Below are 13,737 nucleotides of genomic sequence, written 5' to 3' on the forward strand. Positions count from 1 at the left end.
CGCACGCGATCGACGGGGCGCCCGCCCGGGCCCCTGAAATATGCACACTCTCGGGCGCTCACCCGCGGCTCACCAAGCCGAGGCCCGGGGCGGGCGCCCGGGCGCCCGCCCGTGCCCCTGAAATATGCACACTCTCGGGCGCTCACCCGCGGCTCAGCAAGCCGAGGTTTGGGGCACCCCCGGATCTCGGCGCGATGGGGCCCCCGGATCCCGACGCGCCCCCGACGACGAGCAGCGGCGGCGGCGGTTTGCGCGGCAGGTCGAGCGTGAAGACGCAGCCCTTGCCCGGCAGGTCGCGCACGTGGAGGAGCCCGGCGGACGCCTGGGCGGCCTTGCGACAGATGGAGAGCCCGAGCCCGAGCCCGCTGTGATCGCTGCCCCGCTGGGCGAAGGAGCGGAACAGATTCTCGGGCTTGCCTGGCGGCAGGCCGCCACACTCGTCCTCGATCTCGAACAGCACCCGGTCCGCCGTGGCCCGCACCCGCAGCGCGACGACCGTGCGCTTGTGCGTGAACTTGAAGGCGTTCTGCAGCAGGTTCGCCACGGCCGCGGCGATGATCTGGCGATCGCCCTCGACCCACACCGTGCGATCGACCGAGCTGACCGCGAGGCTAAGGCCCTGCACCTTCGCCTGCAGCGACGCCCCGATCTCGATCTCCTCGACCAGCTCCGCCACCGCGATGAGCTCGCGGTGCTCGATGCCCGCGTCGAGGCGGACATCGGCGAGCGAGCGATCGACGAGGTCGCGCAGCCCGAGCAGGTTGCGGTCGAGGACCTGGCCGGTGCTGCCGCTCACCGCGACCCGCCCGGTCTTGATCAACTCGAAGGCGAGCATCGCCGCGTTGAGGAGATTGCGCAGCTCGTGCGCCAGGGTGCCGAGGCGCTCCTGCTCCGCGTCCGCGATCGTACCCTCCCGCGAGCGGGAGAACTCGGTCACCGCCTCGGCGATCGCGTCGTCGAGGCAGAGGTTTAGGACCTTGAAGTCCTCGGTGGAGATCGGCACGTTCTGCGCGACCGCGAGCGACGTGACCGTCTGACAGACATCGCCGTAGTCGTGCACGACCTGGCCGATGCTAAGGCCCATGCGGAGCAGGTCACGGCCGTGCCGCGCGGCGCTCAGGCTGAGCTGCTCGTGGTCCGTGGACGCGCTGGTCTGGGCCCGTACCAGCGCCTCGCCGAGCTGGTCCAGGAAGATCGGGATCCCGTTCAAAAGCTCCGCCTCGCTGGGCTTCGGCGCCGCCCGTGAGGCGACCCGCTCGCGCGTGCCGGCGATGATCGCCTCGCGGTTGGTGGAGACGAAGTCTGCGAGCATGGCCGCGACAGTGCACTCCGGCCCTAACAAAGGCAAGCGGCGGCAAAATAGCGACTCCCTTTGCGTTACTCGGCGCCAGACCCGCGCGATGGTGCGGCCGAAGCGGGTGGACAGACCCAGAAAATCCATCCACAGCTCCACCATGCGGCTCACCGAGTTCATCCAGGCGAATCATGAGGCCATCATCGCCGAGTGGGTGCAGTTCGCCACCACCCTGCTCCCGTGGGCGAAAGGTATGAGCGAGCGGGCGCTGCGCGACCACGCCGGCGAGCTCCTCACCGCGGTCGTCAGCGACATGAAGGCGCCGCAGACCAGCGAGCAGCAGGCCGAGAAGTCACAGGGCCTGGCCGCGCCGGGGGCCCTCACCAGCGTCGGCCAGAAGCACGCGGCCCAGCGCCTCGCTACCGGCTTCAACCTCGACCAACTCGTCTCCGAGTATCGCGCCCTGCGGGCCAGCATCCTCCGCCTGTGGGCCGACGCCAACGGCGAGGAGCACCGCGAGCTCAACCGCTTCAACGAGGCGATCGACGAGAGCCTCACCGAGGCGACGATCCGCTACTCGGAGATGCTCGGCCGCACCCGCGAGCAATTCCTCGCCATCCTCGGCCACGACCTGCGCAATCCGCTGGGCGCGATCCTCATGGGATCGACGATGTTGGCCCGATCGGAGCGCCTCGACGACAAGCAGGCCAGGATCGCCGCGCGCATCCTGAACAGCGCCAGTCGCATGAATCGGATGGTCAGCGATCTATTGGATCTGACGCGCACTCGCCTCGGTGCTGGCATTCCGGTCACGCCGCGGGCGATGGATCTGGCGCCCATCTGCCAGGCGGTGATCGCAGAGCTCGAGGCGGTCCACCCCGACTCTCACCTGCGATTCGAGGCCTTCGGCGACCTCGTCGGCACCTGGGACAGCGACCGGCTCACCCAGGTGATCTCAAACCTGGTGGCGAACGCCCTGCAGCACGGCGGCGAGGGTGGCAGCGTCAGCGTCGTCGCCGAGGGGCTCGGCGACACGGTCGCGCTGCGGATCAACAATCATGGGCCGCTCATCGCCCCGGAGGCGATGCGAATGATCTTCGAACCCATGCTCCGCCAGCCGACCCCGGATGGCGACCGGAACAGCACCGGCCTCGGCCTCGGCCTCTACATCGCGCGTGAGATCGTGGTCGCCCACGGTGGCACGATCGGCGTGACCTCGACCGAGGCGGCGGGCACCACCTTCACCATTCAGATGCCCCGCCATCCCGCCGACACCGCGCAATAGGCAGCCCGCAATGGAAAAAGGGGCCAGCGCCGCACGGCGCCGACCCCAGGAGCGTCCATGACGCCCTCCCTGATGGCATCCGCGGATGCCATCCGCGATGCCAACTCGCTCAGCCCGCCGCGGCCGGCGTGTCGCACTTGGCCTTGGCCTTCTCGAGCCACGGATCGAGCGCCGGGTCCTTCAGGCTGTACTTCTTGGCCGCCTTGAACACCTGGTCGACGTGGTAGTCGCAGACGTACTGCATGGTCGGCACGACCGCCGGCAGGATCGCGTTGCCGAGGTCGATGTAACAGGCCTTGGTGACCTCGGCGAGCTTGGTCTTGGACCAGTCGTTGCCGAGCTTCTCGAGGTCCTCGACGGCCATGCCGCACTGGAAGGGCACCTCGTTGGTCTTGGCATCGAGGTTCTTCTTGGCCTCGGCGATCGCCTCGGTCGCGCGGCGGGCCGCGTCGACCTCCTTGCACAGCGCCTCCGCCTTGGTCTTCGCCTCGGGCGAGACCTTCTCGGCGGTGAGGGTCAGGTCGAAGCACTTGCCCTCGGGGTCGCCGCCCTTGTCGCGGATCGCCTCGAGGTCCTTGGTCGCGGTGTCGAGCGCCTTGGTGAACAGATCACCGCACAGCTTCTTGACGCCCTCGTCCTTGATGTCGCTGAACTTGCAGGTCGACAGCGCGTCGTCCAGCTTCTCGCCGGTGGCCAGCGCCGCCTCGATCTCCTTCTTGACCTTGCGGGCGTACTTGGCGTCGCTGAGGGCGTCCTTGCACTTCTTGAAGTCCTCGCAGCCGGCCTTCGCCGCGCACTCGAGCTCGGCCTTCTCGGACTCGGCGTCGCGGTCCTTCTTGTCGCGACACTCCTTGAGGGCGAGGTCCTTGAGGCCCTCGAACAGCGCCTTCTGCTCGGCCGGCGCGCACTCGATCTCCTTGTTGAAGACTACGGCGCAGTAGTCACCGCCGCCGCAGCCGGGGGAGACGAGGAGGCCGAGGCCGAAGGCCAGCAGGCCCGAGCCGAGAAACATGCGATTCATCGTGTTCATGAGAGGTGTTCTTCGTGGTTCGTGGGGGGGGGTGAGGGAGGGGGCTTCGCCGACCCGTTCAAGGCGTCGTACCCCGAGTCGTGCGAATTTGCGCCGCGCATTACCACGAAAAACACCCCGCTGTAAATCCAAACCGCGGGGCTCCCGCCCCCCGCGTGGGACGGGATCCAGGCCCCGCGGAACATCGCTCCGCTACTTCCCGCGTCGCGCTGGCCTCGGCGCCGCGCGGCTCGTCGACTTGCCTGGCTTCCAGACCACGTCATGACGCACACCGACGTAGGTCGGGAATCGCGGCACCCCGCCGTCGCTGAGCTCCTGGTAGCGAAACGTGATGATGCTGCCGACCGGCGGTGGATCTTCACGCTCGGCGTCGCTGAGGCCGCTGCCCACCGCGAAGGCCGTGCCGTCCTGCAGCTCGACCAGCAGGGCCCCGAGGCGACCGCGGTGCCGCCCCGCGCCCGCCTGATGCCCGACCACCCGCGCCTCGGTGTCAAAGAAGCTCTTGACCTTGAGCAGGCTGTGCGAGCGGCCCACCTCGTAGCCCGAGCCCGGCCGGCGCAGCATCAGCCCCTCGCCGCCCAGCGCCTCGACCCGCTTGAGCTCGGCCCGCAGGTGCTCGACGCTCTGACACGGCTCGTGCGGGTGAGCTCGCACGAACTCCAGCGGCCGCCCGGCGATGAACTCGTGGTAGTGGCGCACCCGGGCCTCGAACGCCCCGCCGTGGCCCGGCGCGTCGAACACGAGGTACTTCACCTCGCGCCACGCGTCGCTCTGGTCCTGTCGACGCACGATGCTCACGGTCCGCTGAAACGCCTTGCGGTCCAACCACAGCTCGCCGTCCAGCGGGAAGCTCGGCAGCCCCGCGGTGAACCAGCCCGGCGCGAAGTACTGGTTGCCGAGCCGCGACAGGAAGCGCTGCCCGTCCCAGTAGGCCCGCACCCCGTCGAGCTTCTCGCTCATCCACCAGCCCTTGAGGTCGGTCTCGTTGTCCCACACGTGCGCCAGCAGCAGCGGCGGCGCGGCGGCCTCGTCCGTCTCCGCCGCGCTGCTCGTCGCGCTCGCGCTGCCCGTCGCGGCCGCCCGGGTCGCGCGCGGCCCACTCGTCGCAGCCGCAGCGCCGCCGACCCGCGCCTCCTCGACCGCGTCGCCCCGCAGCTTCTTGAGGTGCTTGCAGCTGCGCCGCTCGGGCGACGCCGACTGGTTGCGCCACGCCGGACAGCTGCACGAGTACACGCCGCCGATGTTCTTGAGCACGTAGGGCTTGGCCCCCGATCCCTGCACCTCGAGCGAGGCGCCGTCCGCCAGATCCGTCATCCGCACCGTCCTTGTTGGCGCGGACAGGTTAGGCGAGTTGTTGCATCTACGGGAGATCAGGGGTCAGCGCCATCAGGTCGGCGCGAGCGAGCCCGTCCCCGTTCAGGAGGCCGTGCTGGAACGCGAGCACGGCCGCGCGCGGCGTCGCGCAGCCGAGCAGCGCATAGGCCCGGCCCAGCACGACCCACTCCTTCTTGCCGATCCGGCCATCGAACACGCAGGCGACCGCCAGCATCTGCACCGCCACGCGCCGCTCCCCCGGCGCGAGCCGCCCGATCAGCGCCAGCGATCGACCCGAGTCGTCGATCTCCTCCACCGCGCACTCGCCAAGCCGCTGCTGCAGCGCCGTCAGCAGCTCGACCAGGTTCGGGTGGAAGTCGGCGCTGCGGACCACCGCCGTGGCGACCGCCCGGAACAGCGCCTCGCTCAGCGCCTCGGACGGCGCCTCCACCTGTCCCAAGAGACACTCGACCAGCTCGCGCGCCGCCGACGGCCCGATCGCCCGCAGCCGGGCCTCGCGCAGCGCCCGGCGGCACACAAACGCGTCCCAGCACGCCGTCACCGGCACCGCGATGAACGGGATCCAGCTGCGCAGGCCGGCGCGCCCGAACGCCCGCACCAGCAGCTTGCGCAGCAGGAAATTGCTGACGCTGACCTTCGCCTTGTACACCACCGTGGCCAGCAGCAGGCGCCAGCGCGAGGCCTCGCGCCGCGGGTTGATGCCGAACATCGGCCGCGGCGGGTTCGGGATCTCGAGCGCCGCCCGGGCCAGCATCGCCGCGAACACCTCGTCGCTGTCGTCGTCGCTGTCGTCGTCGGGCTGGAACAGCACCACCCCCGCCGCCTCCGCCAGGCGGTGCACCGAGATGATCGCGTTCCAGTAGATGAACGACAGCTCGACGATCGCCACCGGCAGCGCCGTCAGCAGCGTCACCGCGAGGTAACGCGTGTACTCGATCCAGCTGACGTCGTCGGGCTCGTCGCCCAGCAGCGGCCTCGCCAGCACGGAGACCGTCGCGCCCAGCGTGGCCGCGAAGGCCCCCGCGCCCGCCGCCCGCAGCACCGCGTTGCGCTCGATCCTCCGCAGCGTCCGCCGCTCCTCCGGGTTCAGGAAGTGCACCGCGTCGCCCGCCCGCGGCTTCGCCCCGACCCCCGCCTTGCGCTTGAAGTAGCCGACCGCGAATCGTTCGACCCGCCGCCGCTTGCCCAGGCGGTCGACCTCGACGCGCGGCGCCTCTGCCCCGTCGTCGACCGCGACGCGCCGCGCCTCTGCCCCGTCGTCAGCCGCGCCGCGCCGCGCCTCTGCCCCGTCGTCAGCCGCGCGCGCCCGCTCGTCCCCTGCGCCCGACCCCGACACGCCGGCATCATACAGCACTATCCTGGCGACCATGTCCGCCGTGCCCGTGCCAGACCTCGCCGCGCTGCTCGCCCGCCTCGATCGCCTCTCCTTCAGCGAACGCCTGCGCGAGGCGGCCGCGTTCGCCCGCGACCGCCGCAGCGACCCCGGCCTGCCCGCCGCGATCGAGCGACTGCTCGCCGACGACGCCCACGCCGCCGAGCTCGCCGTGGTCATGGCCCGCGCCAACCAGCTCGGCGCACCGCTGCAGCTCGCGCTCACGCACCGCTCGCAGCGAGTGCGCCGGCTGGCGATCGACGCCCTGGTCCACCTCGCCGATCACCCCGCGCAGGGCCCCGACCTCGCCGCCCTCGCGCTCGAGCTGCCGCTCGCGCTGCGCCGCGTCCTGCTCAAGGCCCTGGTCCGCGGCGGCCAGCGAGTCACCGCCCGCCGCCTGTTCCCCGGCCTGCTCGCCCGCTCCGGCCCGCGCGAGGCCGCGGTGCTGCTACCTGTCCTCGAGGACAGCACGCTGCGAGCCCACCTGCCAGCCCTCGCCCACGCGGTCGGCAGCTGGCGCAGCCTCTACCTGCACCACCCGCGGGTCGTCGTCGATCACCTGGACGCCCGCCTCACCGCCGCCGCCCCGCGCGAGCAGCCCGCGATCTGGATCGGCCACCGCGGCCTCGTCAGCGCGCTCGCCGAGCTCGGCCCCGCCGCCCTCCTCGACCTCCTCGATCGCCACGGCGACAGCTGCCCCGCGAGCCTGCTGTGGGCCCGGCTCGGCGAGCTCGCCCGCGTCGACCCGGAGCGCAGCCTCGCCTGGCTCGAGCGCCCCGAGCCGCGCGCCTGGGCCCTGCGCGCCGGCCTCCCGCGCGGCCTCCTGAACCGCGTCGTCGCCCTGGGACCCGCCCACAAGCTCCGCCTCGCCCGCCTCCTCGGCGAGCAACCCGAGCGGCTCGCCCCGCTGCTGAAGGTCGTCGCGCCCGGCCAGCGCGAGGCCCTGTTCACCGCCGCCTTCGCCGGCCAGGGCCTCGCCGCGCGCGTGTGGCCGGATGTCCTCTTGGACAGCTTGCCGCGGGCCCTCCAGCGCCGCGAGGCCGCCCGCATGCTCGCGTTGCCGCTGGTGCGCGCCGACCCCGAGCGCGGCCAGGCCCTCGCCGCCTACCTCGCGCCGAGCGACGCCGAGGCCACCTTGCTGCCCACGCTGCGGGCCGCCGACGCCGAGCTGCGCGGCCGCGCCGTCGCCCGCGTGATCGCCTGCGCCGGTCGCGACGGCCGCGTCGCGCCGGCCCTCGCCCTGCTCGCCCCGCGCCTGCGCAACGACCAGGATCCCGTGCGCCTGCAAGCATTCACCGCCCTCGCGCGGGTCCCCGTCGGCGCCTTCGTCGACGCCGACGCCGACGCGCTGCGAGCCGTCGTCGTCGCCGCCACCGAGGCCCGCGACACCTCGTACGCGACGCGCCAGCAGATCCAGCAGCTCGCGTTCCGCCTGCTGCGCGGCCACGCCGAGCGCGCCGGCGAGGGCCTGTTCCAGGCCGGCCTCGATCTCCTCGGCCTGCTCGCCGGCCAGACCGGCACCCTGCAGCTCCCCGACCTCTCGCGCGGCCTCCCGCGCCGCAGCGCCCCGGCGATCGTCGCCGCCCTCGCGGCCCGCATCACCGCCGCCAACCAGCGCGATCGCCCCGAGCTCGTGCTCGGCCTCGCCGCCGCGCTCGGCCGCCGCCGCTTCGGCCTGCAAGCGCTCACCGAGCTCCTCACCCCGCTCACCCGCAAGCAGCCCGTCGGCACCGTCGCCGGCCGCGCGATCGTCCTCCTGCTCGCCGACCCACAGGGCCGCGACGATCGCGTCCGCGAGCTGATCGCCTGGGACCCCAGCGTTATCACCCTGCAGCCCGTGCTCATGCACCTGCACCGCCGCCGCCAGGCCTGGCTCGACCCCTTCCTCGACGGCACGCCGCTCAAGGGCCGCTTCGTCAGCGGCGCCACGATCTACCTCCTCCCCGTCCACAACGGCTTTCACCGCTGGCTGCCGCGCCAGCAGCGGGCCTTCCTCCGCCTGCTCGTGCTCGCCGCCAGCGACCGCAAGCACCCGTCCCACAGCCGCGCCGCGATCCTCGGCCAGATCGCCCGCCTCCCGATCGTCGACGCCGCCCTGCTCGCGCCCTTCGTCGCCAGCGACGAGGTCCCGATCGCCGAGGCCGCTCTCGGCGCGCTGGCCTGGCTGGACGCCCCCGCCGAGGCCCTTCCGCTGCTGCTCGCCAACCTCGACGGCGACCGCGCCCGCGTCGCCATGTACGCGCTGCCCCGCGTCGCCCGCTATCTCGACGGAGCCGTCCTCGCCGCCGCCCTGCTCGAGCTGATCGCCGGACCTGGCCGAAAGGTCACGGTGCGCAAGGAGGCCCTGCGCCTGCTCGGCGAGCACCGCAGCCCCGCCAGCGTGCCCGCGCTGCAGGCCGCGCTGGCCCGCCCCGATCTCCACAAGGACGTCGCCATCGCCGTCGGTCACGCCGCCCGCAACCTCCTCGACGACCCCCGCGCGCTCGAGATCCTCGCCCGCCTCGCCGCCTCGCCCGAGCCCGACATCGCCCGCAGCCTGCTGGACCCGCGCCCCGATCTGCTGCCCGCCCCGGCCCGCCCCGGCTACGCCGCGCTGGTCCGCGGCCTGGTCCGTCACCCCGATCTCGCGACCCGCCGCGCCGCCACCCGCGCCCTGCCGATCTGGTCTTCGGGACAGGAGGCAACGATCGCCGACGACCTGGTAGCGACCCTGCTCGACCTCGTCGCCGGCGACACCTGGTCCGACGCCTGCGCCGCGCTCGTCGCCGTCGCCGCCGACGGCCGCTGCAGCGCCGCCCTCGAGCGCGCCGCCGCCAGCCTCGCCGCGAGCGCCGACCTCCAGCTCCCACACACACCAGCGACCTCCGCCACGCCGCCCGCCACCAGCGCCACGACCTCCGCAACGCCACCCACCACCAGCACCACGACCTCCGCCGCCTCGCCGCTGGCGGTGCTCCTGACCGGCGACGCCGCGATCCCGCACGACGCCCGCGATCTCCCCGCCCGTCAGCGCCTGCTCGCCCTGGTCGCCGCGCTGCGCGGGCAGGAGCTCGCGCGCCGCCTCGAGCGCCGCGCCGATCTCGAGCGAGTCGCCGACGCCCTCGTCGCCGACGACCTCTGGCCGCTGGCCGCCGGCCTGCGCCTCGCCGGCCTCGATCTCGCCGCCACCGCGACCGCCGCCGACGCCCTCCGCACCCTCGCCGCCGACGCCCGCGCCGACGCCTTCCTCGGCGAGCTCATCACCTGCCTCTCGGGACAGATCGACGCCAGCTCGGCCCGCTGTGATCCGCACGCGCTGCTAGCCCTCGCCGCCGCGCTGGCCGGCGCCGCCGCCCCGGCCGCCCGCCTCGCGGTCGCGCTCGTCGCCGCCGCCGGCACGCGCAGCACCTGGCCCGACGCCGCCCGCGACGCGCTCACTTATCTTCGCGCCCACGCCGACCTGCGGGTGCGCCACGCCGCCCGTCAGGTCTTCACCGACCCGGAGGCGCCGGTCCTACCCCTGTGATCAGCTCGCGTTGATCTTGGTCCAAAACAGCGTGCCGCTGAACGTCGTCATGCTGGTGTTGCTTGGGCACAGCGGCAGCGCCTGCCCATCGCAGACCACCTGCGCCGCCGAGTAGATCGAGCTGCGCGGCGTACCGACGCAGGCCGCCCCGGTCTTGGTCCACACCACCTCGGTCGGGTCGCTCGCGTGCACGAAGGTGTTGATGTTGTACTTGTCGCGCAGCTGCAGCGAGGTGCCCGTCTCGGTCCACGGCGTGCCGTCGAAGCAGTAGTCGGCCCGGACCACGCGGGTCGCCACCTCGAAGTCCGACAGCACCCGATCCCACGGCTTGTAGCCCCACACGATCGCCTTGCCGACCGCCCCCGAGGTGCACGCCAGGTATACGGTGTCCTTGCGCGTCGCCATGGCGCCGGTCATCGCGTCGACCGTGACGTCCTTGATCGGGATCAGCGTGTGATTGCCGGCCGAGTCGGCATCGCACACCGGGACCACGTTGCCCTCGAGGTCGAGGGTCTCGAACACGTAGCGCGACTCATCCGGCGACACCTGCACGTGCGACGCGATCCAGATCTCGGCCGCGACGCCCTCGTCGTCCTCGCCCTCGACCAGCGTCAGCTGCCAGCGCGAGCCGACCAGGTCAGCCCCGCTGTAGGTCGTGGTGCCGACCTTCGCCTTGAGGTTGCCGTCGACCGCCGACACGCTGCTCGCCGTCAGCCATTGATCGCCGGGCCGCCGGATCTGCAGGCCATTGAAGCGCACCCCGTCGTGGCTCGCGCCCTTGAGGTCGATCTCCGAGAACAGCGTCGCACCGATCAAGCTGGTGTTGAGCCACACCCCGCCGAAGCCGCCGCCCCCGGGGCGCAGCGTGACCTCACCGAGGTCTTCGTCGACCCCCTCGATCCCGTCACAGCCGGCGACGAGGCCGGCGCTCACGATCAACAAGGAAAACAGGCTGCGAGCGTTCATGGTGGTTCTCCGGCGAGCGCTCATTGCGACCCGCTGCGCCCCGACTCTGCGACCTCATCGCACCTCGGCCAGCGCTACATTTTCCTGCACCGATCGGCCCGACGCTCCGACACGAACAACTCAGGATCCACCCTGCGGTTTCGCGGCGCTCCTGCGAATTGCCAGCACCCGCACCGGCCAAGACCGCCGCCTACCCTGCCACCCGTCGCCATCAGAGTCCGCACGAGCCCCGGACATTCGCCAGCCGCGTCGCCGCCGCGCGACCCACGAGGAAGTGCGAGGTGTCCGCCAGGCCGCAGCCACGCGGCGCCTGCGCTGTCGCTGCCCCGGGCACGATTCATGGCTGTCTCCACAGACATGTCCTCAGGGACATATCCCATCCCCGCACCGCGCCGCGCCCGCAGCAGCCCGCGTCCGCGCCCGCGCCCGCGCCCGCGTCCTCCCGCGCGGCGCCCCGGCCCGATCGCCCCTATCCTCGCGGCGTCGACGGGCAGGTGGCATGGCAACGCGGACGGGCGAGACGGTCGGGGAGGGCCAGAAGACGCTGGTCGCGCCCCCGCCGACGGCCGTCGCTACCGTCGAGCACCGCGCCGCGCTGGCGGCGACCCAGCTGGTCGCGCGCCCCCCGATCGCCGACGACGGCCGCCGGACCCCGCTGCCCCTGACACCGCCGCGACCCGCCGGACTGCTCGCCCGCATCGGCCGCTTCACCGTGCTGGGGCGCCTCGGTGAGGGCGCCATGGGCATCGTCTACGCCGCCTACGACGATCAGCTCGACCGCAAGGTCGCCGTCAAGGTGCTGCGCAGCGACACCACCCGCCACGCGCCCCAGGCCCGCGACCGCCTGCTCCGCGAGGCCCAGGCGATGGCCCGCCTCTCGCACCCCAACATCGTCACCGTGCACGAGGTCGGCGCCCACGACGGCGAGGTGTTCATCGCCATGGAGTTCGTGCGCGGCCAGAGCCTGGCCAGCTGGATGCGCACGCCCCGGAGCTGGCGCACCAGCGTCGAGACCCTGCTGCTCGCCGGCCGCGGCCTCGCGGCGGCCCACGCCGCTGGCCTCGTCCACCGCGACTTCAAGCCCGCCAACGTGCTCGTCGGCAGCGACGGCGCCGTCAAGGTCCTCGACTTCGGCCTCGCCCGCGCCGTCGACCACGTGGCGATCGCCGACACGCCCGCGCCGCTGCACAGCCCACACGCCACCTCCTTCGACGCCCACCTCACCCACACCGGCGCGGTCCTCGGGACCCCCGCGTTCATGGCCCCCGAGCAGCACCTGGGCCTGCCCGCGACCGCCCAGAGCGATCAGTTCAGCTTCTGCGTCAGCCTCTACGAGGCGCTCTACGGCCAGCCCCCCTTCGACGACAGCAGCCTGCTCACGCTCGCCTACGCGGTCACCCAGGGCAAGCTGCGCGAGCCCCCCAGCGGCGCCACCGTGCCCGCCGCGCTGCTGCAGATCATCACCCGCGGCCTCGCCGTCGATCCAGAGCGCCGCTTCCCGTCGATGACCACGTTGCTGGCCGCGCTCGCCCGCACGCTCGAGCGCCGGCGCGTCCCGTGGTTCGTCGTCGCCGGCGTCGCCGGACTGATCGCCGCCGCCGGCTTCACCGCCGCCTCGCTGCGCCCCGGCGAGGACGCCTGCGCCGCCGCCAGCCACGAGCTCGTCGGGGTCTGGGACGAAGCGGCCGCCACCGCCGTCCGCGACGGCCTGCGCAGCACCGGGCGGAGCTTCGCCGACGACACCTGGACCCGCGTCCAGGCCCGCCTCGACGCCTACGCCCGCGAGCTCGTCGACATGCGCCACGACGCCTGCCAGGCCCACGACCAGGGCCGCGCCTCGACCCGCCTCTTCGATCTGCGCACCGCCTGCCTCGACCAGCGCCACACCAGCCTCGCTGCCTTCGTCGCGATCTTGCAGCGCGCCGACGCCGAGGTGCTCGCCAACGCCGCCGCGGCCGCGGCCAACCTGCCGCCGATCGCCAGCTGCGGCGACACCCAGGCGCTCACCGACGCCGTCCCACCGCCCGACGACCCCGCCAGCGCCGCCCGCGTCGCCGAGCTGCGCGGCGTGCTGGCCGAGGCCCACGCGCACGAGCTCGCCGGCCAGTTCGCCCGCGGCCTCGAACTGGTCGACGGCATCGTCCCCGGCGAGCTCGACTACCCGCCGCTGCGCGCCGAGATCGGCCTGCGTCGCGGCAGCCTCCTCAGCGAGGCCGGCCGCCACGGCGAGGCCCTCAGCGAGCTCACCGCGGCCCTGAGCGTCGCCATCGCCAGCGGCCACGACCTCGCCGCCGCCACCATCGCCACCCGCCGCGACTTCGTCCGCGCCGCCCGCCTGCAGCAGGGCCACGAGGTCCTCGCCGACGCGCCGATCGTCGACGGCCTGGTCGCCCGCGTCGAGTCGACCCGCGAGGGTCGCGAGCAGCGCGGCGACCACCTCAACAACCTCGGCATCGCCCACGCCGTGCTCGGCGAGCTGCAGCCCGCCCGCGACTACTTCATCGCCTCGATCGCCGCCCGCCGGGCCGTCCTCGGCGACGATCACCCGCAGGTCGTCTACGCCCTCGGCAACCTCGGCCTCGCCCTGCTCAGCAGCGACGACGCCGCCGAGGCGACCCGCCAGCTGCGCACCGCCTTCCGCGGCGCCGAGTCGAGCCTCGGCCCCAAGCACCCGCACGTCGCCCTCCTCGCGATCAACCTCGGCATCGGCCTCCTCAGCCTGCACCACCAGCGCGAGGCCGCCGGCTACTTCGCGCGGGCCCTCGCGCTGCAGACCGAGCTGCTCGGCCCCGACGCCCCCGACCTCCACTACGTGCTCACCGCGATCGGCGACCTCGCGCTCGCCCAGCGCCGCTGCGTCGACGCCGAGGCCAGCTACCGCCGCGCCCTCCAGATGCTCGGCGAGGGCGAGGCCCCGACCAACCCCGCCGCCCTCACCCCGCTGCTCGGG

General features: G+C 73.1%; 7 protein-coding genes and 1 pseudogene. 3 read left to right on the forward strand and 5 right to left on the reverse strand.

Going from position 1 to position 13,737, the window contains the following annotated elements:
* Positions 1-142: 142 nt before the first annotated feature.
* Complete coding sequence (locus IPJ59_RS26720) at positions 143-1,312, reverse strand: sensor histidine kinase (protein ID WP_293273886.1); 1,170 nt, start codon at positions 1,310-1,312, stop codon at positions 143-145.
* A gap of 142 nt (positions 1,313-1,454) precedes the next feature.
* Here IPJ59_RS26720 and IPJ59_RS26725 point away from each other — a divergent pair, with 142 nt between their 5' ends.
* On the forward strand, positions 1,455-2,579 hold the full coding sequence (locus tag IPJ59_RS26725; RefSeq protein ID WP_293273887.1) for a sensor histidine kinase: 1,125 nt from the start codon (positions 1,455-1,457) through the stop codon (positions 2,577-2,579).
* Between the two features lie 109 nt (positions 2,580-2,688).
* On the opposite strand, the gene IPJ59_RS26730 is transcribed toward IPJ59_RS26725, so the two are convergent.
* The 3 genes from IPJ59_RS26730 to IPJ59_RS26740 form a co-directional block, all read right to left on the reverse strand.
* On the reverse strand, positions 2,689-3,600 hold the full coding sequence (locus IPJ59_RS26730) for a hypothetical protein (RefSeq protein WP_293273888.1): 912 nt from the start codon (positions 3,598-3,600) through the stop codon (positions 2,689-2,691).
* A 201-nt stretch (positions 3,601-3,801) separates the two neighbouring features.
* Positions 3,802-4,923, reverse strand: coding sequence for a DNA ligase (locus IPJ59_RS26735; protein WP_293251612.1), 1,122 nt, complete (start codon positions 4,921-4,923; stop codon positions 3,802-3,804).
* A gap of 46 nt (positions 4,924-4,969) precedes the next feature.
* Positions 4,970-6,280 carry an LBF_2804 family protein gene (locus IPJ59_RS26740; protein ID WP_293273889.1) on the reverse strand — a complete coding sequence of 437 codons (1,311 nt, stop codon included), beginning with the start codon at positions 6,278-6,280 and terminating at the stop codon, positions 4,970-4,972.
* Between the two features lie 31 nt (positions 6,281-6,311).
* Between IPJ59_RS26740 and IPJ59_RS26745 the strand changes: the two genes are divergently transcribed.
* Positions 6,312-9,821, forward strand: coding sequence for a HEAT repeat domain-containing protein (locus tag IPJ59_RS26745; protein ID WP_293273890.1), 3,510 nt, complete (start codon positions 6,312-6,314; stop codon positions 9,819-9,821).
* Here IPJ59_RS26745 and IPJ59_RS26750 read toward each other — a convergent pair whose 3' ends face one another.
* A complete protein-coding gene (locus tag IPJ59_RS26750; protein ID WP_293273891.1) occupies positions 9,822-10,787 on the reverse strand; it encodes an ADYC domain-containing protein in 966 nt (321 codons plus the stop codon). It abuts the gene before it with no gap.
* Between the two features lie 499 nt (positions 10,788-11,286).
* Between IPJ59_RS26750 and IPJ59_RS26755 the strand changes: the two are divergent.
* Positions 11,287-13,551 (forward strand): annotated as a pseudogene (locus IPJ59_RS26755) (serine/threonine-protein kinase); the annotation flags it as partial.
* Positions 13,552-13,737: the final 186 nt, after the last annotated feature.

The sequence above is a fragment of the Nannocystis sp. genome, assembly GCF_016714285.1.
Classification (GTDB): Bacteria; Myxococcota_A; Polyangia; order Nannocystales; family Nannocystaceae; genus Nannocystis.